A 20,458-nucleotide genomic window follows, 5' to 3' on the forward strand; every position below is an offset into this window, starting at 1 on the left:
GAACTATCAAGTCTGTTGGTTAGCCGTTTTTATAAAGTGCAATCTATGATTTTTTAGCAACTAAGCTGAAAAATGCTGTATATCAGTGGCAATGGGCGTGCGGCGAGACTCCTTGGGGAATAGCATGAGCTTGAGACTACAGGCTCAAGCCATGCCCCAGGAAAGCGAGCCGCAATACGCTCCTGCCTATTAGCTGGTTAATCAACACGCTTGTTGAACTGTGAAAGTAATCGTTAATTAACTGTCGAAAAAAATGACAGATGTATATCCTATCATAATTTTACGTGAAAAATAGTGCATACTTGTGAATAATATTTGAGAACGTTTTCATAAAAATTTTGCAAATGGTGAAGAAAACGGTTTAAACGAGCTAAAAAAATACACGTTCATAAAGTTGTCTCAAAATTCGCGCTGTTTTTGAACGAATTGTGAAAGTGTGCACAAACTACTTTCTTTTTAAAAAAATGAGCGTATACTGTGGTATAACAGTAACGAGAAAAAAACAGAAAAATAGCTTCTGTAATAATACAGTTTCACACAAAGAGGAGAATGAATTATGTGGGTAATCACAGTTTTCGAAGATCAATTTAACGTACGCATGTTTGAATACGCAGAGAAAAACGAGGCAACTCAAGCATTAAAATCATTCAGCCAAACAGCAATCCTTTCTTACACAAAATAATACAACTCAGTCACTTAATATAAAAAACTAATACAGCTTTACACAAAGAGGAGAATAAACGATGTGGGTAATTACAGTATTTGAAGACAACTATAATGTGCGCATGTTTGAATATGCGGAGAAAAACGAAGCGACGCAAGCATTAAAAGGTTTCGAGCAAACAGCAATTCTTTCTTACACAAAATAATCGACCGACCGTAGCTGCTGCCAACTGACACAAAACCGAACGCAAAGAGGAGAATGAACTATGTGGGTAATTACAGTATTTGAAGACAACTATAATGTGCGCATGTTTGAATACGCAGAGAAAAACGAGGCAACGCAAGCATTAAAAGGCTTCGAGCAAACAGCAATTCTTTCTTACACAAAATAATCGACCGACCGTAGCTGCTGCCAACTGACACAAAACCGAACGCAAAGAGGAGAATGAACTATGTGGGTAATTACAGTATTTGAAGACAACTATAATGTACGCATGTTTGAATACGCAGAGAAAAACGAGGCAACGCAAGCGTTAAAAGGCTTCAACCAAACAGCAATCCTTTCTTACACAAAATAATCGACCGACCGTAGCTGCTGCCAACTGACACAAAACCGAACGCAAAGAGGAGAATGAATTATGTGGGTAATTACAGTATTTGAAGATAACTATAATGTGCGCATGTTTGAATATGCGGAGAAAAATGAAGCGACGCAAGCATTAAAAGCAATGAACGAAACAGCGATTCTTTCTTACACGAAATAATTAATCATATAGAAAAGCCTCTAGCAATCGACTTTGCTAGGGGCTTTTTTGACGTTATAAGAAGATTAGCGAAGTTTGTAGCTCGTTAATTCCCACATTGTTTCTCTATCCGTAAGTTGTTTTATAAGACCGAAGCCTTCTTTGAAGTAATATTCTACACGTCTATCATCTTTACTATAGTAATGCGTTATTTTTGTAGCACCTTGAATTGTTAATTTGCTTGTTTTCACTGTTTCGTCAAATGAAACTGTTGCAGTATATGGATGTTCATATGTATTGTCCCAATCATACTCGTAGTCCACACCTTTACTTTCTTTAAATTCCGTTAAGCCACGTAAATCTACATTATAAAAAATAAAGTCACTACCATCTAAACCTATCATGATACTTGATTTATTAAACGTTACAAGGATTGGATACCCATCTGCACCATTTGATTGACCGAAGCCATTTTTATCATATTTGATATATGTTTGTGAGCCTGTTTCTAAAAAAGGAATGTTATAGTTCGCTGCAGAAATTTTTGTTGGTGCGAAATCTAAATTAGACCCAATTTGACGTGTTTTTAAATCAGGCTCTTTACCGTAAAGTGCACGGTAAACAAATGTCGCAAACTGTACTTTTGTTACGTGCTGATTCGGTCTGAACGTGCCATCTTCAAAACCAGTCGTTAATCCTTTTTGAACGAGTGCGCCGACATATGTATTGTTTGCATCTGTCAATGGCACATCTTTAAAAGCAGTTGTTTGCTTTGGCGTTAACGACAATAAATTTGTTAATACTTTTGCAACGTGCGCACGTTTTACGATACCATCTGGATTAAAGTTTCCTTCATTTCCATCGACAATGCCTGCTTGGTATAATGCTTGAATTGCATCATAATGTTCATGGTCTGTTGGTACGTCTGCAAATTCAGTAGCCGGACGCTTCGTATAAAGTTTGTATGCACGAGAAATTACATCTGCCATTTCTGCACGTGTCATACCTGTTGCTGGTAAAAAATATTGATCACGATCCAAAATATCTTTTGACACAAGCTTTAATAAAATATGATTTTGGCGAGCGTCTGTTACATCTTTAAACGCTTGCTCCGTTGCTTCTGCTTGCTGAGGTAATAATAATGCGCCTGCTAATGCAGTAGCTAGTAGCCATTTTTTCATAGTCTTTTCTTCCTAATTATACAGATGATTTCATTGTATGCATTTTATTGTAAAATTTCTATATATATTTCACTGTTCTGTAAATTTAGTTTGTGACAATGGGTGAGTTATAAGATAGTGAAGACGACGAATGCCTTGTATAATAGAAATAAAGGATATTTGCACGAAAGGATTTGACGAACGATGAAGAAGTTTTTTACATCACCACCAGTGTTAGCGATCATTATTGTAGCGATTATTTTTATTTTAAACTAAACAAAACCGAAAGCGGCTCGCATTAGCGAAGTGCTTTCGGTTTTTTCGTTAATACATTTCAGACGTCGTTTTCGCCTGCATATGGAGCGTTAAGTAATCTGGTCCGCCTGCTTTAGAGTCGGTGCCGGACATGTTGAAGCCGCCAAACGGTTGATAGCCGACGATTGCACCTGTACAGCCGCGGTTAAAGTACAAGTTGCCGACGTGGAATTCCTCACGTGCATATTCTTGATGCGCACGGTTTTTCGTAATGACCGCGCCTGTTAAGCCGTATTCCGTATTGTTCGCGATGTCGATTGCTTCTTCAAACGTTGCTGCCTTTGCGACTGCGAGTACCGGTCCGAAAATTTCCTCTTTCATAATGCGTGCATCGGGTGCAACGTCGACGAAAACAGTCGGGTGCACGAAGTAGCCAGTCGAGTCGTCTGCTGTGCCACCTGCAACGAGCTTTCCTTCGCCTTTTCCGATTTCAATGTATTCCGTAATTTTTTTATACGCTGCTGCATCAATTACGGAGCCGACGAAATTGTTAACGTCCTCTGGTGAGCCGACCGTCAATGCGTTCGTTAGCTCTATTACGCGTGAAACAACGTCATCATATACGTCCGCAACGATGACGGCACGCGAACAAGCCGAGCATTTTTGCCCTGAGAAGCCAAACGCCGACTTCACAATCGATTGTGCCGCAAGCTCTAAATCGGCTTCTGCGTCTACTACGATTGTATCTTTGCCGCCCATTTCCGCAATGATGCGCTTGAGCCAAATTTGCCCTTCATTGAGTACCGACGCGCGCTTATTAATGCGTAAGCCGACGTCGCGTGAGCCCGTGAAGCTAATGAAGCGCGTGCGGTGATGGTCAACTAAATAGTCACCGATTTCGCCGCCGCCACCGGGAATGAAGTTGACGACACCTGCAGGTAATCCGGCTTCCTCAAGTACTTCCATAAACTTATACGCAATGACTGGCGTTGTCGAAGCGGGCTTCAGTAATACGGTATTACCTGTTACGAGTGCCGCTGTTGTTGTGCCGCCCATAATCGCAAACGGGAAATTCCACGGTGAAATGACGACGCCGACACCGAGTGGGATATAGTCGTAGCGGTTGAACTCGTCTTTTCGACTTGCGACTGGGCGACCGTCCTTCATCTCAAGCATTTGACGTCCGTAATATTCTAAAAAGTCGATGCACTCTGCTGTTTCGACATCTGCTTCGACCCACGTTTTACCTGCCTCTTTTGTGAGCAATGCGCTAAATTCGAAATGGCGTCGACGAATGATTGCCGCTGCTTTAAATAAAACGTCTGCGCGTGATTCTGGTTTTACTTTTTTCCATGTTTTAAACGTAGCGTCCGCAATTTGCATCGCTTGCTCGGCATGTTCCTTCGTAGCTTTTGACACGCGACCGATGAGCTGTGAATGGTTCGCTGGATTGTACGATTCAATTTTGTCGTCAGTCGTAATGCGCTCGCCGCCGATGATGAGCGGGTAGTCTTGACCTAAATACGATTCAACAAGTGCTAAGGCGTCCGTGTAAGCTTGACGGTTTTGTTCGAGTGAGAAATCTTTGAAAGGCTCGTGCTGATAATTGATCATGTAAAATACCTCCTCAAGTATGCAAAATAATTTTGCGTGTTCACGCTTTATTTATTTCTATTGTGCATTATATAATTGCATAAATCAATCGTTACGTGACGAAAAATTTGAATTTTCGACAGGAAAGGCTCGTAAAACGTGATAAAATAAGGCGGATAAGGAGAGTTAACAATGCAATTACAACAGTACATCGAGCTATATCAATTTATGGAGCAACATATTACGACGGGCATTTGTGCAATTGACGAAAATGGTCGCGTCGTTTTATACAATAATAAAATGAGTGACATTACAGGCGTGTCGAAGCAAGAAATCGAGCGCCGCATCATTACGGAGCTGCTTGACGTTGACTTAGGGCAGCAGCTACTGCATCAAGTCATTGCGACGAACGAGCCGGTGCTGCATCAGAAGCAAACGTTTTGGAATAAAAACGGCGAGGAAGTGACGATTATGAGCGATTATCGTCCGTTTACGCTATCGTCTGGTGAAGTGCTCGGTGTGCAATTTGCGCGTGACATTACGCAGCAGGAATTTTTAATGGATCAGCCGCTTAGTCGTTACGGAGCGCCGCTTACATTTGATATTATTACGGCCGTATCAAAGGCGATGCAGCAAGTCATTCAGCAAGCAAAAATTGCCGCAATCGGTCGCATTCCGGTTATGCTCGTTGGCGAATCGGGCACGGGGAAGGATATGATTGCAGAAGGCATTCATCATGAGCTAGCGGAGCAAAACGAGCGCTTCATTACGCTACTTTGTCGCCGCAACGAACAGACGCTCATTCAGCAAATCGAAAAATATATTGCTGAATCAAGCAATTACACATTTTTTGCTGAGCGCATTGAATTTTTATCGATGCCCGCGCAGGAGAAAATTTTAGCGATGTTAACGGAGCATGCCGATCGTGGACATGTGTTCATCGCAAGCATCGGCACAGACCCAATCGACTTAATCGCAGCAGGTAAGCTATCGAAAAACTTATATTATTTATTTTCGAATTTAACGATTCATGTGCCAGCACTGCGCACACGACGCGAGGACATTATGCCGTTTGTGAACGACTACTTTGAGCGTCGCCGCCGAAACTTTGGCGTGAAAGTGCAAAAGCTTGCGCCGAACGTCGAACAGCTATTTATGACGTACGATTGGCCGGGCAACTTAAAGGAGCTAGAAGTGCTGCTCGATGATATTTGTGCGTTGCTGACGAATGAGGAAGTCGTTGAAATGGCGATGCTGCCGGCGTATTTCAAGTGGAAAGTGAAGGAAGAAGACGGCACGCAAAACGATTTGTTTACGTTTCGTGAAAAGCAAGATTTGCGCCCGCTTGATGAATATATGCGCGAAGTCGAGGAATATTACATTTCGCACGCGCTCGCACTGCATAACGGCAACATTTCACAAACTGCGAAGACGCTCGGGCTTCACCGACAAGGTTTACAATATCGCCTAAAGCGGAAGTAAATACAATCATTCGAGACGATATTGTTTCGAATGATTTTTTTGTTTAATGATGCAAAAAATGATTGCACTTATGTTTAAGCTACGAAAATTTTCATGACGCAGAAAAAAATTTTTAATGCAATAAACGTTGATTTTGCTCGTTTTGACGTCTATTTTGCGCGTTTATACGTGTAAATATTTCTTTGCGTTTTCAAATTTTTGTATTATACTCCGAGTAACAATAACGAAAAATAGTGCTTGGAGGAGATTTTATGAGCTTAAAGGACGTATTTTTATATTTATCGGAAAATGAAGTATTAAACAGCGCGGCGCAAAAGTACGGGTTGCAGCTCGGTGCGCAAAGTGTCGTCGCTGGCACGAACATTGATGAAGTGATGGAGAGCATTAAAGCGTTAAACGCACAAGGGATTTCATGTACAGTCGATAACTTAGGGGAATTTGTATATGACAAGGAGCACGCATTGCAAGCAAAGGACAATATTTTACAAGTGATCGAGCGCATTCATACAGAAGGAGTCGATGCGCACATTTCGCTAAAGCCGTCGCAGCTCGGGCAAGATATTGATGAGGCATTTTGCTACGACAATTTGTATGACATTGTGAAAGCGGCGCACGCGCACGGCATTTTCGTTAACTTCGATATGGAAAATTACGCGCGGCTACACTCGTCATTTACGTTTATGGAGCGACTGCTAGAGCAATTTGATAACGTCGGCACGGTCATTCAAGCGTACTTTTTTGAGGCGATGGACAATTTGGAAAAGTATAAGGACGTGCGACTGCGAATCGTAAAAGGCGCGTATAAAGAATCGGCGGACGTCGCATATCAATCAAAGCTAGACATTGATCAAAATTACGTGAAGCTCATCGAATACCATTTATTGCACGGCAAATTTACATCGATTGCGACGCACGACCATAACGTCATTGAGCATGTGAAGCAGTTCGTTGCACAGCACGACATTCCGAAAGATCAGTTCGAGTTTCAAATGCTGTACGGTTTCCGAAAAGAGATGCAATTACAGTTGGCAGCAGAGGGCTATAATTTTTGCACGTACTTGCCATTTGGGAATGATTGGTATGGGTACTTTATGCGCCGCCTAGCAGAACGTCCGCAAAACGTTGCGCTCGTAACGAATGAGCTGTTAACGAAGAAAACGAAGACGCTGCTCGCAGTCGGTGCAGGTGCATTCATTTTAGGCAGATTGTCGAAGAAGTAATATATTACTATAATGAAAGCTTAATTAGAAATGACAACTTAGGAGGGACTGCACATGAACGATTACAGCTTCCAATTGCTCGCCATTATTTTGTACATGCTGACGATGATTTGGATTGGTTGGTACGCGTATAAAAAGACGACGAACTTAACAGATTACATGTTAGGTGGGCGCGGTCTTGGTCCTGCTGTTACAGCGTTAAGTGCTGGGGCAGCGGACATGTCTGGTTGGCTATTAATGGGCTTACCAGGTGCGATTTATTTATCAGGTATGGTTGAAGCATGGATTGCAATCGGTTTAACAATTGGTGCGTATTTAAACTGGATGTTTGTAGCACCGCGACTGCGCGTGTACACACAAGTAACGAAAGATTCGATTACGATTCCGAGTTATTTAGATAACCGACTACGTGACAACACGAAACTGTTACGCATTGCTTCAGGTATTATTATTTTAGTATTCTTTACGTTTTACGTATCATCAGGGATGGTATCAGGCGGCAAGTTTTTCGAAAGCTCATTTGGCTTTGATTACCACGTCGGTTTAATCGTCGTATCGCTCGTTGTAGTAGGCTACACGTTATTCGGTGGCTTCTTAGCGGTAAGTTATACGGACTTTTTACAAGGATTAATTATGGTAACAGCGTTAATTGCAGTACCCGCATTTGGTATTTTCTTAACAGGCGGTATTGGCGAGACGATTGAATCGATTAAGCTAGTGAATCCAGAGCATTTAAGCTTATTGCCAGCAACTGCTTCAGCGGCGGCAATTATTTCGTCTGTTGCGTGGGGGTTAGGCTATTTCGGTCAGCCACATATTATCGTGCGCTTCATGGCGATTAGCTCAGTGAAAGAAACGAAAAGTGCGCGTCGCATCGGTATTGGCTGGATGATTTTCAGCTTGCTCGGTGCGATTGTAACGGCGCTCGTTGGGGTTGCGTACTTCCAGCAGCAAGGCATTGCATTAGACGATAGTGAAACGGTATTCATCGTACTTGGGCAAATTATTTTCCATCCGTTCATTGCAGGCATTATTTTAGCGGCAATTTTAGCGGCGGTGATGAGTACGATTTCGTCTCAATTAATCGTAACATCTTCAGCGTTAATTGAAGATATTTATAAGGAGCTTGTAAAAAAGGATGCGACCGATGCGCATTACGTATTTAGTGGACGTATGGCTGTATTAGTTGTCGCGATTGTTGCGGCAGTCGTTGCATGGAATCCGAACAGCTCAATTTTAGATTTAGTCGGCTTTGCGTGGGCGGGGTTCGGTGCTGCGTTCGGTCCAGTTATTTTATTATCACTTTACTGGCGCAAGCTGACGAACTACGGTGCGCTCGCGGGTATGGTAACAGGTGCCGTCGTTGCGTTCGTGTGGGGGACAGTCGAGTCGCTTTCATCGATGCTTTATGAAATCGTGCCAGGCTTTGTGCTCGCGTTAATCGTAGCGATCGTTGTAAGTTTAGTAACGTACAAGCGCAATGAGGAAATCGAAGCGGAGTTTACAGAAACAGAGCGCTTATTAAAAGAAAATCGTTAACAACAGAAAAGGTGAGTGCAAAATGTCGAACGAGACACTTTGCACTCACCTTTTCACCATTTCGCAACGTGTTCCTCAATGCAGCCGAGCATTTGCGGAATGTGAAGCCACGTATCGTTGTCAAGCTGTACGCGCCCGGTATAATAGCCGATTAGCTGATGCACTTCAGATTTCACTAGCTTAACGTCCGTCGTAGCAACGCGCTCGAAAAACGGCTCAAATGTTAGCTGCACGCGGTTTGAAAATTTCGTTTCAATCGTCCAGCGTTGCATGAAATTGCTGCGGTCGTACAAAAATTGCACATCCTCAGAAATTTTATGCATTTTCCCGTTTACGAACACCGCATTTTCGGTCATGCCCGTGCCGTCCGTCCATTGACCACCAAAGTTTAAGCCGATGCGCCGACGACCGAGCCGCTGTGACGCCATGCCCCAGTTCCACGTCGCTTTGCGTGGCCAAACACCACGCCCGTAATCAAGTACCGCGAAGCTTTCGTCAGCGAAAAATTCAAACGTGCGCGAGCCGATTTTTACGTAGCCAGTCGTCGGCAACGTATGATGCTTCGCTGTAAATTGAAACGTTTGTCGATCCCATGGAATGGTGACGTTTAATGAATCATCATTAATCGGATGCTCGACTTGTAGCTTCACGTCTAATACTTCGTTATCAAAATTGGCAATATGTACGTCAATATATGTCGCGTTCGCCTGATAACGAAATTGAATCGTCATGTCGTGTGAGCGGAAAGATACGGTCTCATATACGTTGTTTGACATTTTGACAGCTGTGCCAAGTGGAATCGTAATCGTTTTTTCAAAATAGCGCTGTGTTTCGTATTCAAAAATGTAGACGAAGCATACAGCGGCGTAATCGAGGTGGCTAATCGTGGCAGAAAACATGAGCTCATCGCCGTACACACACCAATAGTTCCACTTCTTTTTTCGCATAAAATGTCCTGTTAAATTACATTGAATGAGCGGCTTTTTCGCATAGCCAATTGCCGCTGGGTTTAATTTTCCTTTTCGATCACATAAAACGACGGGTTCGACAATTTCCTTTTCAACGTGTTGCAATCACGAACATCCTTTCCTATAAAATTACCGTTATATTCTATCTTGAATTGTATCAAATATTCGTCAGAAATGGGTGAAATATTATGCGTTTCGACTAAAAAGTTACAAAAAAATATGCCGTCATGTTTGGGTAGCATGACGGCTGAAAATATATATACATTTACGACAATACGTCGCGAATTTGTGCAATTGCCCAATCTAAATCGGGTTTTTCGATAATGAGCGGTGGGGCGATGCGAATGACAGTATCGTGCGTTTCCTTACAAAGCAAGCCTTTATGCATGAGAGCCTCGCAATACGGTCGTGCCGATGTCGTTAGCTCCACGCCGATAAACAACCCGCGACCGCGCACCTCCTGAATGAGCGGGCTATCGATCGTGAGTAGCTGCTCTTTAAAATACGTGCCCAGCTCCAGTGACCGTGCCGCTAGCTGTTCATCGAGCAACACGTCAATCGCCGCAATCGACACGGCACATGCGAGCGGATTGCCACCGAACGTCGAGCCGTGTGAGCCAGGATTAAAGACACTTAAAATATCTTCATTCGCAGCGATGCATGAAATCGGAAATACGCCGCCACCGAGGGCTTTGCCGAGCAGCAGCATGTCAGGTGTAATGCTGCTCCATTCGTACGCAAACATTTTACCGGTGCGCGCTAAGCCGGTTTGAATTTCATCGAGTATGAGCAGCACATTATGCTCGCGACAAAGTGCCTCTGCTTGTTGTAGGAATGCATCGGACGGCACGATAATACCAGCCTCACCTTGAATCGGCTCGACTAAAAATGCGACTGTGTTCGGCGTAATGGCGTCCTTTAACGCATTAATGTCCCCGTACGGAATGAGCGAAAAGCCAGGCAGCATAGGTTCAAAGCCGCGCTTGTATGCCGCTTCAGACGAAAGTGATACAGCCGCCATCGTTCGCCCGTGAAAATTTCCTTCACAGCCGATAATGTGCGCTTTATTTTTCTCGACGCCTTTTACATCGTAGCCCCAACGACGTGCCGCTTTAATCGCGGATTCGACTGCCTCTGCGCCTGTATTCATCGGCAACACCATACGTTTATTCGTAAGCTGTGCCACTTTTTCATACCACGGGCCGAGCTGATCGCTATGAAACGCACGCGACGTTAACGTAACGCGGTCAGCTTGTGTCTTTAATGCCTCGATAATTTTCGGGTGACGATGCCCTTGGTTGACTGCTGAATACGCCGACAGCATATCCATATATTTTTTGCCTTCTGGACTTTTCACCCAAATACCTTCAGCTTCACTAATAACAATTGGTAGTGGATGATAATTGTTTGCTCCGTACTTTTCCGTTACATCAATAATTTGCTTTGAACTTGTCATCGCAATTCCCCTCCGTCGTCAAATATGTAATCGTTCACGTATTACTATTCCCGTTTCACGTGAAATCTATGTATAGCCGCTGTAATTATTTACGTTATACTGAGAGAAAAGCACATGTAAGGGGGATTTGAATGAAGCGTTTAGCACTCGCATTGCCGTTATTGCTATTAGCTGGCTGTACGGAGGAAACGAAAGTCGACAGCGATGAGGCGGTGAAAAAGACGGTCGAGGAGGAAGTCTCTGTCACGGAGGAAACACCGACAGACATCGTTATTGAGGCGCCAACTGAGCAACAAGCTGTCGCACAGCAAGAAGTAACGGAGCCGCTTCAATTTGAAGAGCAAGCTACGACGACAGATGCAGGTAAGCACTACGTCGATATGGTTGCACAAATGAGCACGCCGAACATTACGTCATACGTTGGGCAGCTAGCGGTAAGTGAAGAAATGCAGTGGGAGGAAATGGGGCATCCGATGACGCAATTTGTAACGCTCGGCGCAACGGTAACGTCTCAAAACGGTGACGTGCAAAAACGCCTTATGACAGGTGACTACATTCAAGAGACGAACGATTTGCGTGAAAATGAAAAAATTACAGCGTATGAGGAGCTTTCAGACGAATACGCCGCATATTTTAACGAAGGGACGATGTGGTATCGCACCGATCCGACGACGATGAAGGAGCAAGTTGCAGTTGGCTTTTATATCGAGTCGATTGATATGCTGCTTAGTCATTTTGAACAAAGCGCGAATCGTTTAACGACGATATCACAAACGGACGAAGCGGCGACGTACGTATTAACGTTATCGAGTGAGGAAGCCGCACCGATTGTAAAGAAGCTGCTTCAAAAAGATGATTACAGCGTCCTTCAGCCATTTAACGAAATTGACAACACGATTGCATTTACGATTGCAAAAGGTGATAAGCCACTGCTACAGCAACTAGCGATTACAATCAATGCGACGACCGCTACAGGGGTGTTAAAGCATGAGTCGTCGATGACATTTGTCGACATTAATGAACCAGTGAACATCGACCGACCAGCCGGCATTGATAGCGCAGAAGTGTTTCAAGCGTATTAAGCGATGAACGTAAAAGCGGCTAGAACAAAACAAAGCGTTATCGGGAAATACATTTTCCCGATAACGCTTTTTGGCTTTATGACTACGTTTCGTTACGCGGACACTTTCTTGGGGGAACGGCTCGAGCCTTGCTGTCGCAAGTCTCTCGGCACGTTCTTTTCCCCTGGGCGTCGCCGCTTCACGCGCTATGTCATCAATATTAATCTGTTACAAGATGAAAATTTACTTCTGTTGCAGTCGTTTTCATTTTTATCCAGTTTACAGCGTCGCAACTTCGTATAAATAATCGCCTAACACACGAAGCCCTTTATCGAAATTCTCTAAATGGAAATGCTCATTCGGCGCGTGGAAGTTTTCGCTATTTAAGCCAAAGCCCATTAGCACGACCGGCAAGTTTAAAATTTGGTCAAACGCTGCAACGATCGGAATCGAGCCGCCACCGCGAATGAACGCAGTCGGCACTTCATACACGCGCTCATACGAACGACCTGCCGCTTGAATAACAGGGTGGTCAAACGGTGTAATGTACGCAGGTCCTTTATCGAACTCTGAAATCGTAATGTCAACACCAACTGGCTTATGCTTTTCAACATGCGCCTTTAGCTTTGCGACAATTTCATCTGGATCTTGGTCTGGCACTAAGCGACACGTAATTTTTGCGCCCGCTTCGGCTGGTAACACCGTTTTAATACCTTCACCTGAGAAGCCACCGAACACGCCGTTTACTTCAAGCGTCGGACGCGCCCACGTTTGCTCTAAATATGAATAGCCCGCTTCACCAAACAATTCCTTCACGCCAACTTCTTCTTTTAATGCTTCCTCGTCAAAGTTCAAATCGCGATACGCTTGTCGCTCCTCTTCTGATAACGGACGTACATTGTCGTAAAAGCCGTCTACTTGAATCGTACCGTGCTCGTCGCGGAACGATGCTAACAGTTCAGCAAGTGCGTGAATGGCATTTTGTACACCGCCACCGTAAAGCCCAGAATGTAAGTCACCTTTTGCACCGCGCACATCAATTTGAATGCCCGCTAAACCGCGCAGCCCGTAGCAAACAGCAGGCTTACCAGGTGCGTATAATCCCGTATCAGAAATTAAAATTAAATCCGCTGCAAGCTTTTCTTTGTTCGCCTCTACGTAAGCAGGCAAGTTCGCACTGCCAATTTCCTCTTCACCTTCAATTAAAAATTTCACGTTCACAGGAAGCGTACCATCAAGTGCAAATAACGCTTCGATCGTTTTCAAATGCATAAATACTTGCCCTTTGTCGTCTGAAGCACCGCGCGCAAACAATTTATTGTCGCGAATCGTCGGCTCAAACGGCGGCGTTTCCCAAAGGTCTAATGGATCAACCGGCTGCACGTCGTAATGCCCGTAAAACAGGACAGTCGGCGCACCTTCTGCATGGAGCCATTCACCGTACACGACCGGATGCCCACCTGTTTCATCAATCGATACGTTTTCGATATTTAAGTTCGTTAGTTTGTTTGCAAGCCATTGTGCTGCTGTATACATATCTTCCTTATGGGCAGATAATGCACTAATGCTCGGAATGCGTAAAAATTCGTTTAGCTCTTGTAAATGTTTTTCACGATGCGCTGCAAAATAAGCATCGAGTTTTTGTAGTTGAGACATTTTTCGTCCTCCTTATCGTTACTATGAGTTAGTTGATGTGTAAATGTCTATGAAGCAAAGGTGGCGACTCCAGCAGGAAAAATACGAGCCAAAAATACGTTGAGGCTGTGCTTGCGGAAAACATCCACTGTAGCGAAATAGACGAAAAGCTAACTAACGTATGTCGTACATCGAGTATAGCATAGCAAAAAATGCTTCGGTTTCGGAAATAAATCACCTTACACAAAAAGGTTCCCACTATTACAACATTGTAAGAAATATGAAAGCCCATTCGATAGGTTGTAAGGTCAGACTTTGCGATACTAAATGTAACAACAAACGAAAGAACGGGGGAAATGACATGTTAGAAACAATTTATGAGGAATACAACCGATACATATACCATTTATGCTTAAAGCTGACGCGTAACACAGTCGAAGCGGAGGATTTAATGCAGGAGGTGTGGGTAAAGGTAGTGCGTTATGAATCGTACGTAGAAAGCGTTGATCACATTAAAGCGTGGCTGACGACAATTACGATGAACACATTCCGCGACCGCTACCGTAAAAACGTGCGCCGCAGCAAATACATGATGCATCAGCCAGAAGCGCTCGATGTGCCAGTGCTTGATTTAGTCGCAAACAATGAGTTAACGACAGAGGAGAAGGTGGAGCAGGACGTTATTTCTGCAATCGTTCAAACGAAAGTAAACGAGCTAGATACAATTTACAAAAAAACATTATGGTATTTTTACGTAGACCAATATTCATTAGCGGAAATTTCAAATTTAATGAAAGTATCAATCGGCACAGTGAAGTCTCGTTTATTCCGTGCAAAGGCGCGTCTAAAAGAAATACTGTTATCTGACCACGGCATTGCCGAAACGATCATGCCAGCATAACGATTCCTGTTGTGCTGCGCAGCCGACTTGCGAAAACAGCATAATATCGAATGAAAAAAGTAAGGAGCTGAAGTTGCTCCTTACTTTTTTTCTGCTGTGTCTATAAGTAAGCATTTATTAAAAATAGTACGCAGCGTATCGATTTCCTCTGTCGACAGCATGCCAAATAATTTATCAAAAAATGTGTCGATATGCATCTTTGAAATTTCGAGCATTTCGAGCCCTTCATTGGTAATATGAATAAACGCTGCACGACGATCGAGTTCGTTTTGTTTACGCTCGATAAATCCGGCTTTAATGAGCTTCGTTGTCAGTACCGTAACCCCACCTGTCGTCACTTGTAGATGCTCGGCAATAGCGGATGGACGCTTTGGACCTTCCGCTGCCAAATATTGCAACAATAAAATATGTGATTTTGAAATACCTAGTTCATTATGATGATTCCATTCGTTCATTAATTTACGCTCTAATGAAGCAACAGTATTGAAAAGGGCAGATAATGATTGTTGTTTTTGTTGATCCATTGTTTTCATCTCCCGAAACGGTCGTGGTTCTTTGCTAAGTATAAAATAAACATGTGTGAAACGGTAGTTAAAAAAATAACGCTTATCGATTAAACGATAAGCGTTGTGTGGGTTATACGTCCATCGCAAGCTTTTGCATCGCATTTAGTTCAAATGCACGCACTTTACGTGGAATGAAACGACGAATATCCATTTCGTTATAGCCCACTTGAATGCGCTTTGAATCGATTAAAATCGGGCTGCGCAGCATACGCGGATATTGTTGAATTAATGTATATAGTTCTTGAATCGATAGTTGATCAATATCAATTTGTAAGTTTTTAAAATCGTTTGAGTTTGTTGCGATAATTTCATCTGTTCCATCTTCTGTCATGCTTAAAATTTCTTTAAACTCAGCTAAAGATAAAAGCTGAGATGTAATGCGTTTTTCTGTATATTCGATATTGTTTTCTTTCAACCATTTAATTGCTTTTCTGGATGAAGAGCAACTAGCCTGTGTATAAATTGTAACGGTCATTCTTCATTCCCCGCTTTCGACTATTTTATGTATATTTATCTTACCACTAAGATATTTGTAAAGCAATGCTTTCTAGCTTACAGTTTTGTAAACTTTGTAAAGAAAAATTTCACGTTTTCGCAGTGATTTTTGCTTGTTTCTTTATTTTACGTATGAAGGTGGTGAAAGGTTTCAAGAAATATTTTATCGCTCGCATTTTCCATTCCTTTTTTCCGAAAAGTTCAAACATGGACGACAAAAAAACAGCAATGCATAAGTTTCCTCACACATCGCTGCTCATATTATTGCTGACCGTTTGTAAACCAGTCTTGCACGTTCCATACTTTCGTTGCTAAACCTTCGTAAAACTCAGGCTCATGCGATACGAGTACGATCGTGCCTTTAAATTCTTTCATTGCGCGCTTTAGCTCAGCTTTTGCATCGACGTCTAAATGGTTTGTCGGCTCGTCAAATACTAGCCAGTTCGCAGGATCCATCATGAGCTTACATAAACGGACTTTCGCCTGCTCACCACCAGAAAGTGAGTTCAGCGGGCGCGTAATGTGGTCTGTTTTTAAGCCAGCTTTTGCAAGTGCTGCACGTACTGCTGCTTGTTCCATTGACGGGAAGGCATTCCATACGTCGTCAATCGGTGTAATTTTATCTGCTTTTACTTCCTGTTCGAAGTAAGATGGCTCTAAGTAGTCGCCTAAAATAACAGAACCATCAAGCGGCTTAATTTTACCTAGCATCGTTTTAAGTAATGTCGATTTCCCGACACCGTTCATGCCGACTAACGCGATTTTTTCGCCGCGCTCAATGTCGAACGTAAGCGGTGGAAGAAGTGGTTTCTCTTTGTCGTAGCCGATGACTAAATCTTTTGCTTCAACTACGTAGCGGCTCGGTGTACGCGCTTCTTTAAAGCCAAACTCCGGCTTTACTGCTGTTTCTGGGCGGTCGATACGCTCTAGACGGTCTAACTGCTTCGCGCGAGATTTCGCACGACCAGTCGTTGAGTAGCGCGCCTTGTTTTTGGCGATGAAGTCCTCTTGCTTTTTAATGAACTCCTGTTGCTTTTCGTACGCGTCGATGTGCTGGCGCTTATTAATTTCCGCGAGCTCTAAAAACTTCTCATACGTCGCCGTGTAACGCGTCATTTTTGAAAACTCTAATTGGAAAATAACGTCTACTACTTCGTTCATAAATTCCGTATCATGCGAAATTAATAAAAATGCGTGCGGGTAGTTTTTTAAGTAGTTTTTTAACCACGTAATGTGCTCTTCATCTAAATAGTTCGTTGGCTCATCCAGTAATAAAACTTTCGGCTTTTCAAGTAAAAGCTTCGCCAGTAATACTTTCGTACGTTGACCACCAGAAAGTGCTGATACGTCGCGGTCTAAGCCGATTGCATCTAACCCAAGCCCGCGCGCGATATCGTCCACTTTCATATCAAGTGAATAGAAGTCTCCTGCATCTAGTGCATCTTGAATTTCAGCCATTTCGTCTAACAGCTTTTCAAGATCTGCATCTTCTTCTCCCATTTTCATCGCGATTTCGTTTAGCTGTTCTTCCTTTTTGTACAACGGTAAAAACGCATCTTGTAGCACTTGGCGCATCGTGCGTCCCGCTGTTAATACAGTGTGCTGATCTAAGTAGCCGTAATGTGTGTTCGGTAGCCACTCGACTTTCCCTGTGTCGTGAATTTGTTGCCCTGTAATAATGCCCATCATTGTTGATTTCCCAACGCCGTTTGCACCAACAAGCCCGATGCGATCGCCCTCGACAATGCGGAACGATACATCTTTAAATAATGTGCGGTCACCAAATGAGTGCCCTAAATTTTCTACTGTTAAAATTGCCATAATAGCCTCCGTTTTTATTTATTCCATGAAAAAACAGCTAGGGCTATAGCGCCGCAAGCTGTTTGTTTAATTCGGCAAGACGTTTTTCTAATTTATTCAGACGCTCGACTGCCTTCGTTACAGAATCCGCATGCCCAAGAGACTCTAATTTTTCAAGGTCACCTTGTAAGTTAACGTAATCCATTTTTAACTCAGCAATTTGAGATTGAATGTCGCTTTTAGTCGCCATAACATAAATGCTCCTTTAGAACAGATTTCATTTCTATTTTAGCATACTGACTATCGAAATCATATGAATTTTGATTTGCATCATTGGACTGTTCAATTGTGTGCAAACAGAACCGATACAGTTAAAAGATAATTAATATATGACGCTTTTTTACATGACTATATACGAGGTGATGAAGTATGAAAATGCGTGCAGCGATTGTTGTTGGCGCGACAGGTTTAACGGGTAGAACGCTAATTGAACAGCTTTGTGAAAGCGAAGAGTATGTGGCAGTCATTGCGATTGCACGACGCAAGCTTACGTTTGAGCATCCGAAGCTTGAAGTGCGCGTCAAATCGTTCGATGAGCTAGAGGAAGATGATTTACCACCGGCGAATGATTTGTTTTGCTGTTTAGGCACAACGAGAAAGAAGGCAGGCTCGAAGGAAGCATTTGAGCAAGTCGACTTCGAATATCCATTGCGCATCGCATCTTTGGCAAAGAAAAAAGGCATTCCACATTTCGTTGTCATATCGGCAATGGGTGCAAAGGAAAGCTCACCATTTTATTACAGTCGCGTTAAAGGCAAGCTAGAAAAAGAGCTAATTGATTTACAACTCGATCGTCTTACAATCGTTCGCCCATCACTTATTACCGGTGACCGCGATGAGTTTCGTCTCGGAGAACGCGTCGGAGCAGGCACGCTCGCTGTAACGAACCCACTGCTTGCTGGACCGCTGAAAAAATATCGTTCGATCGAAGCATCTCAGCTTGCGTTAGCGATGATATGTATCGCATTATACGAGCGTCCACAAAAAGTAGGCATTTATGAAAGCAATCGCCTTTTAACGATTATGCCGCCTGCGCTAGAAGAGGAAGAGGAAATCGAGTTCAACTGGTCAAAGCTTGAGGAGAAGCGACTTGAGGAGGAGAACGGCACACCAATCGACGAAGAAGTTGTTTTTGACCGCACAAAATTCCATATCGTTACAGATGACGACGATTCTCATTCGAAAGACTGAAATGCACGTGTTTCAAACAGAACAGATGCTATTTTGCAAAAAGATTTGATACAATGAAGCTATCATATAACCTGGAGGAACAAACATGAAAATTTTACTTGTTGACGGCACAATTTTTGGTCGCAAAACGGGTGTAGTGTTAGAAACAATTCAACAAAACATTGCAAAATATAACGCTGAATATGACCTTGAAATTTTATCATTTTCAAAGTTACAGCATCAAATTTTAGATGGCAGTCCATTAAATGATGATATGAAATATATGATTCAACAATTCGAGGAAGCAGATGCATACATTTTTGCATCACCTGTTTTCCAAGCATCGATCCCAGGTGTATTAAAAAATGCATTCGATATGATTCCACCAAAAGCAATGCGTTACAAACCAGCTGCAATCGTAGCAAACGGCGGTACTACTCAGCATCATTTAGTCGTAGAGCAACAGTTAAAACCAATTTTAGATTATTTCCGCACGCTCGTAACACCAAACTATGTTTATACACATAGCGCACACTTCAACGAGCAAAATGAAATTATTGATGAGGATGTACTTTCTCGTTTAGATGAGCTAGCGCGTGTGTTCGTTCATTATTGTGAAATGAGCCGAAATTTAAAATTAGCAGCAGTCGAAGCATAAAGTTTTGAACATATAATTCGCTGCGTATATCCTTTCTAAATAAGCGATCAAGCTAAGCACTTTCATAACGCCATTCTTTCTGTAACATCAATCATTTACAGAAAGGATGGCATTTTTATGGTGAAGAGCCTAATTAACATATAGGGAACTCCATTTTTTCTCACAACAATGGTGTACTTGTTTAGCTCGGACGATGCTACAATACAGATTTCCCGAACGAGAAACCCCATTGTTTTCAGGTCTGTTGATTAGCTATTTTTATACAGCTGAATTGCTTGTTTTTAGTAGCAAGACGGAGATGAACGCTGCATTTTTGTGGCATGGAGCGGGTGGCGAGACTCCTTGGGGAATAGCTCGTGCCTCAAGACCCCGTAAGCCTCGACATAGGAGAGGCGTGGAGGCTTGAGGAAGGTGATGAGCGCCACGTCCATGTGGCATCACCTTCATGACCAACATCGTGTTCGCCGCCGAGCCCCAGGAAAGCGAGCCACCATACGCGAAATGCCAGTTGAATGGCTAATCAACACGCTTGCATTGTTTTATCGATGGGATGAAAGGGAGGTCAGTCAAAGGCTAATTTTTGCTAGCTCAATTGACCAAACGTAAAAGTAAGTATCCAGCCGATGAACTCATTTTCAGTTGTAACCGACATTGTGTTGTCCTCTGCGAAAAGCGTCCGTCAAATTAAACATACTTTATATTTTTTTTAACAAAAAATGTACTGCATATAAATAAGGAAAGAAAGCATAGTCATAAATTTTTTGTGAAAAAATAATAAAAAAACTGTTGCAAACATTTGAAAGTCGCGATATAGTATTAATTGTCCTTGAGACAACGCATCAAATTAAAAACTTCTAATAAAAACTTTTTAAAAAGTGATTGACTGAGTTTGATAGAGATGCTAAGATATAGAAGTTCGCTTGAGACAGAGACATGAACCTTGATAAATGAACAACAAACGTTGATGAAACATAGCTAGTTAACTCTAGCAAACAATTTTGGACATCATAATTGATGCCAGCAACATTTTAGT

At 42.8% G+C, this 20,458-nt stretch carries 21 protein-coding genes; 12 read left to right on the forward strand and 9 right to left on the reverse strand.

Features of this window, described 5'->3' with window-relative positions; all coding sequences use genetic code 11:
• The first annotated feature begins 556 nt into the window (after positions 1–556).
• The 5 genes from A6K76_RS17135 to A6K76_RS17155 all read left to right on the forward strand — a co-directional run bounded on the left by A6K76_RS17135 (position 557) and on the right by A6K76_RS17155 (position 1,427).
• Complete coding sequence (locus A6K76_RS17135) at positions 557–682, forward strand: hypothetical protein (RefSeq protein ID WP_281181397.1); 126 nt, start codon at positions 557–559, stop codon at positions 680–682.
• Between the two features lie 61 nt (positions 683–743).
• The gene (locus A6K76_RS17140) at positions 744–869 is read left to right on the forward strand and encodes a hypothetical protein (RefSeq protein ID WP_281181398.1); all 126 of its coding nucleotides are present in this window, start codon (positions 744–746) and stop codon (positions 867–869) included.
• A gap of 60 nt (positions 870–929) precedes the next feature.
• Complete coding sequence (locus A6K76_RS17145; RefSeq protein WP_281181398.1) at positions 930–1,055, forward strand: hypothetical protein; 126 nt, start codon at positions 930–932, stop codon at positions 1,053–1,055.
• A gap of 60 nt (positions 1,056–1,115) precedes the next feature.
• On the forward strand, positions 1,116–1,241 hold the full coding sequence (locus A6K76_RS17150; protein WP_281181399.1) for a hypothetical protein: 126 nt from the start codon (positions 1,116–1,118) through the stop codon (positions 1,239–1,241).
• Positions 1,242–1,301: 60 nt separating this feature from the next.
• Positions 1,302–1,427, forward strand: coding sequence for a hypothetical protein (locus tag A6K76_RS17155; RefSeq protein ID WP_281181400.1), 126 nt, complete (start codon positions 1,302–1,304; stop codon positions 1,425–1,427).
• A 65-nt stretch (positions 1,428–1,492) separates the two neighbouring features.
• Here the strand turns inward: A6K76_RS17155 and A6K76_RS01285 are convergent, their stop codons facing one another.
• Positions 1,493–2,587 (reverse strand): S-layer homology domain-containing protein, encoded by a 1,095-nt coding sequence (locus A6K76_RS01285; RefSeq protein ID WP_066461316.1) that lies wholly within the window; start codon positions 2,585–2,587, stop codon positions 1,493–1,495.
• A 303-nt stretch (positions 2,588–2,890) separates the two neighbouring features.
• On the reverse strand, positions 2,891–4,435 hold the full coding sequence (gene pruA, locus A6K76_RS01290; protein ID WP_066461320.1) for an L-glutamate gamma-semialdehyde dehydrogenase: 1,545 nt from the start codon (positions 4,433–4,435) through the stop codon (positions 2,891–2,893).
• 171 nt (positions 4,436–4,606) lie between these two features.
• Between pruA and A6K76_RS01295 the strand changes: the two genes are divergently transcribed.
• From A6K76_RS01295 to putP, 3 genes are all read left to right on the forward strand, one after another.
• On the forward strand, positions 4,607–5,896 hold the full coding sequence (locus A6K76_RS01295; RefSeq protein ID WP_066461321.1) for an AAA-type ATPase lid domain-containing protein: 1,290 nt from the start codon (positions 4,607–4,609) through the stop codon (positions 5,894–5,896).
• Between the two features lie 251 nt (positions 5,897–6,147).
• The gene (locus tag A6K76_RS01300; RefSeq protein ID WP_066461322.1) at positions 6,148–7,116 is read left to right on the forward strand and encodes a proline dehydrogenase family protein; all 969 of its coding nucleotides are present in this window, start codon (positions 6,148–6,150) and stop codon (positions 7,114–7,116) included.
• Between the two features lie 54 nt (positions 7,117–7,170).
• Positions 7,171–8,655, forward strand: a complete 1,485-nt coding sequence (gene putP / locus A6K76_RS01305; RefSeq protein ID WP_066461323.1) for a sodium/proline symporter PutP — start codon at positions 7,171–7,173, stop codon at positions 8,653–8,655.
• 53 nt (positions 8,656–8,708) lie between these two features.
• Here the strand turns inward: putP and A6K76_RS01310 are convergent, their stop codons facing one another.
• Positions 8,709–9,728 (reverse strand): DUF2804 domain-containing protein, encoded by a 1,020-nt coding sequence (locus A6K76_RS01310; RefSeq protein ID WP_066461325.1) that lies wholly within the window; start codon positions 9,726–9,728, stop codon positions 8,709–8,711.
• Positions 9,729–9,888: 160 nt separating this feature from the next.
• On the reverse strand, positions 9,889–11,079 hold the full coding sequence (locus A6K76_RS01315) for an ornithine--oxo-acid transaminase (protein WP_066461327.1): 1,191 nt from the start codon (positions 11,077–11,079) through the stop codon (positions 9,889–9,891).
• 131 nt (positions 11,080–11,210) lie between these two features.
• On the opposite strand from A6K76_RS01315, the gene A6K76_RS01320 reads away from it, so the two are divergent.
• Complete coding sequence (locus tag A6K76_RS01320) at positions 11,211–12,161, forward strand: hypothetical protein (RefSeq protein ID WP_066461329.1); 951 nt, start codon at positions 11,211–11,213, stop codon at positions 12,159–12,161.
• A 258-nt stretch (positions 12,162–12,419) separates the two neighbouring features.
• Here the strand turns inward: A6K76_RS01320 and A6K76_RS01325 are convergent, their stop codons facing one another.
• A complete protein-coding gene (locus tag A6K76_RS01325; RefSeq protein WP_066461330.1) occupies positions 12,420–13,796 on the reverse strand; it encodes a dipeptidase in 1,377 nt (458 codons plus the stop codon).
• Positions 13,797–14,136: 340 nt separating this feature from the next.
• Between A6K76_RS01325 and A6K76_RS01330 the strand changes: the two genes are divergently transcribed.
• Positions 14,137–14,676 carry an RNA polymerase sigma factor gene (locus A6K76_RS01330; protein ID WP_066461331.1) on the forward strand — a complete coding sequence of 180 codons (540 nt, stop codon included), beginning with the start codon at positions 14,137–14,139 and terminating at the stop codon, positions 14,674–14,676.
• A gap of 80 nt (positions 14,677–14,756) precedes the next feature.
• Here A6K76_RS01330 and A6K76_RS01335 read toward each other — a convergent pair whose 3' ends face one another.
• The 4 genes from A6K76_RS01335 to A6K76_RS01350 form a co-directional block, all read right to left on the reverse strand.
• A complete protein-coding gene (locus tag A6K76_RS01335) occupies positions 14,757–15,200 on the reverse strand; it encodes a MarR family winged helix-turn-helix transcriptional regulator (RefSeq protein ID WP_066461332.1) in 444 nt (147 codons plus the stop codon).
• A 112-nt stretch (positions 15,201–15,312) separates the two neighbouring features.
• The gene (spx, locus tag A6K76_RS01340; RefSeq protein ID WP_066461333.1) at positions 15,313–15,717 is read right to left on the reverse strand and encodes a transcriptional regulator Spx; all 405 of its coding nucleotides are present in this window, start codon (positions 15,715–15,717) and stop codon (positions 15,313–15,315) included.
• Positions 15,718–15,998: 281 nt separating this feature from the next.
• On the reverse strand, positions 15,999–17,558 hold the full coding sequence (gene abc-f / locus A6K76_RS01345) for a ribosomal protection-like ABC-F family protein (protein ID WP_066461335.1): 1,560 nt from the start codon (positions 17,556–17,558) through the stop codon (positions 15,999–16,001).
• Positions 17,559–17,601: 43 nt separating this feature from the next.
• On the reverse strand, positions 17,602–17,787 hold the full coding sequence (locus A6K76_RS01350; protein WP_066461336.1) for an SE1832 family protein: 186 nt from the start codon (positions 17,785–17,787) through the stop codon (positions 17,602–17,604).
• A gap of 179 nt (positions 17,788–17,966) precedes the next feature.
• Between A6K76_RS01350 and A6K76_RS01355 the strand changes: the two genes are divergently transcribed.
• Together A6K76_RS01355 and A6K76_RS01360 are read left to right on the forward strand one after the other, a co-directional pair.
• Positions 17,967–18,788, forward strand: a complete 822-nt coding sequence (locus tag A6K76_RS01355) for an oxidoreductase (RefSeq protein WP_066461338.1) — start codon at positions 17,967–17,969, stop codon at positions 18,786–18,788.
• Between the two features lie 85 nt (positions 18,789–18,873).
• Positions 18,874–19,425, forward strand: a complete 552-nt coding sequence (locus tag A6K76_RS01360; RefSeq protein ID WP_066461339.1) for an NADPH-dependent FMN reductase — start codon at positions 18,874–18,876, stop codon at positions 19,423–19,425.
• The last annotated feature ends 1,033 nt before the right edge of the window (positions 19,426–20,458 follow it).

Source organism: Caryophanon latum (genome assembly GCF_001700325.1).
GTDB classification, from domain to species: Bacteria; Bacillota; Bacilli; order Bacillales_A; family Planococcaceae; genus Caryophanon; species Caryophanon latum.

Coding starts and splice junctions, on each gene's coding strand:
- A6K76_RS01335 (WP_066461332.1), bottom strand. CDS start 15,200: ATGGATCAACAAAAACAACAATCATTATCTGCCCTTTTCAATACTGTT.
- A6K76_RS17145 (WP_281181398.1), top strand. CDS start 930: ATGTGGGTAATTACAGTATTTGAAGACAACTATAATGTGCGCATGTTT.
- A6K76_RS01350 (WP_066461336.1), bottom strand. CDS start 17,787: ATGGCGACTAAAAGCGACATTCAATCTCAAATTGCTGAGTTAAAAATG.
- A6K76_RS01330 (WP_066461331.1), top strand. CDS start 14,137: ATGTTAGAAACAATTTATGAGGAATACAACCGATACATATACCATTTA.
- A6K76_RS17150 (WP_281181399.1), top strand. CDS start 1,116: ATGTGGGTAATTACAGTATTTGAAGACAACTATAATGTACGCATGTTT.
- A6K76_RS01320 (WP_066461329.1), top strand. CDS start 11,211: ATGAAGCGTTTAGCACTCGCATTGCCGTTATTGCTATTAGCTGGCTGT.
- abc-f (WP_066461335.1), bottom strand. CDS start 17,558: ATGGCAATTTTAACAGTAGAAAATTTAGGGCACTCATTTGGTGACCGC.
- A6K76_RS01325 (WP_066461330.1), bottom strand. CDS start 13,796: ATGTCTCAACTACAAAAACTCGATGCTTATTTTGCAGCGCATCGTGAA.
- A6K76_RS01285 (WP_066461316.1), bottom strand. CDS start 2,587: ATGAAAAAATGGCTACTAGCTACTGCATTAGCAGGCGCATTATTATTA.
- spx (WP_066461333.1), bottom strand. CDS start 15,717: ATGACCGTTACAATTTATACACAGGCTAGTTGCTCTTCATCCAGAAAA.
- pruA (WP_066461320.1), bottom strand. CDS start 4,435: ATGATCAATTATCAGCACGAGCCTTTCAAAGATTTCTCACTCGAACAA.
- A6K76_RS17140 (WP_281181398.1), top strand. CDS start 744: ATGTGGGTAATTACAGTATTTGAAGACAACTATAATGTGCGCATGTTT.
- A6K76_RS01295 (WP_066461321.1), top strand. CDS start 4,607: ATGCAATTACAACAGTACATCGAGCTATATCAATTTATGGAGCAACAT.
- putP (WP_066461323.1), top strand. CDS start 7,171: ATGAACGATTACAGCTTCCAATTGCTCGCCATTATTTTGTACATGCTG.
- A6K76_RS17155 (WP_281181400.1), top strand. CDS start 1,302: ATGTGGGTAATTACAGTATTTGAAGATAACTATAATGTGCGCATGTTT.
- A6K76_RS01300 (WP_066461322.1), top strand. CDS start 6,148: ATGAGCTTAAAGGACGTATTTTTATATTTATCGGAAAATGAAGTATTA.
- A6K76_RS01360 (WP_066461339.1), top strand. CDS start 18,874: ATGAAAATTTTACTTGTTGACGGCACAATTTTTGGTCGCAAAACGGGT.
- A6K76_RS01315 (WP_066461327.1), bottom strand. CDS start 11,079: ATGACAAGTTCAAAGCAAATTATTGATGTAACGGAAAAGTACGGAGCA.
- A6K76_RS17135 (WP_281181397.1), top strand. CDS start 557: ATGTGGGTAATCACAGTTTTCGAAGATCAATTTAACGTACGCATGTTT.
- A6K76_RS01355 (WP_066461338.1), top strand. CDS start 17,967: ATGAAAATGCGTGCAGCGATTGTTGTTGGCGCGACAGGTTTAACGGGT.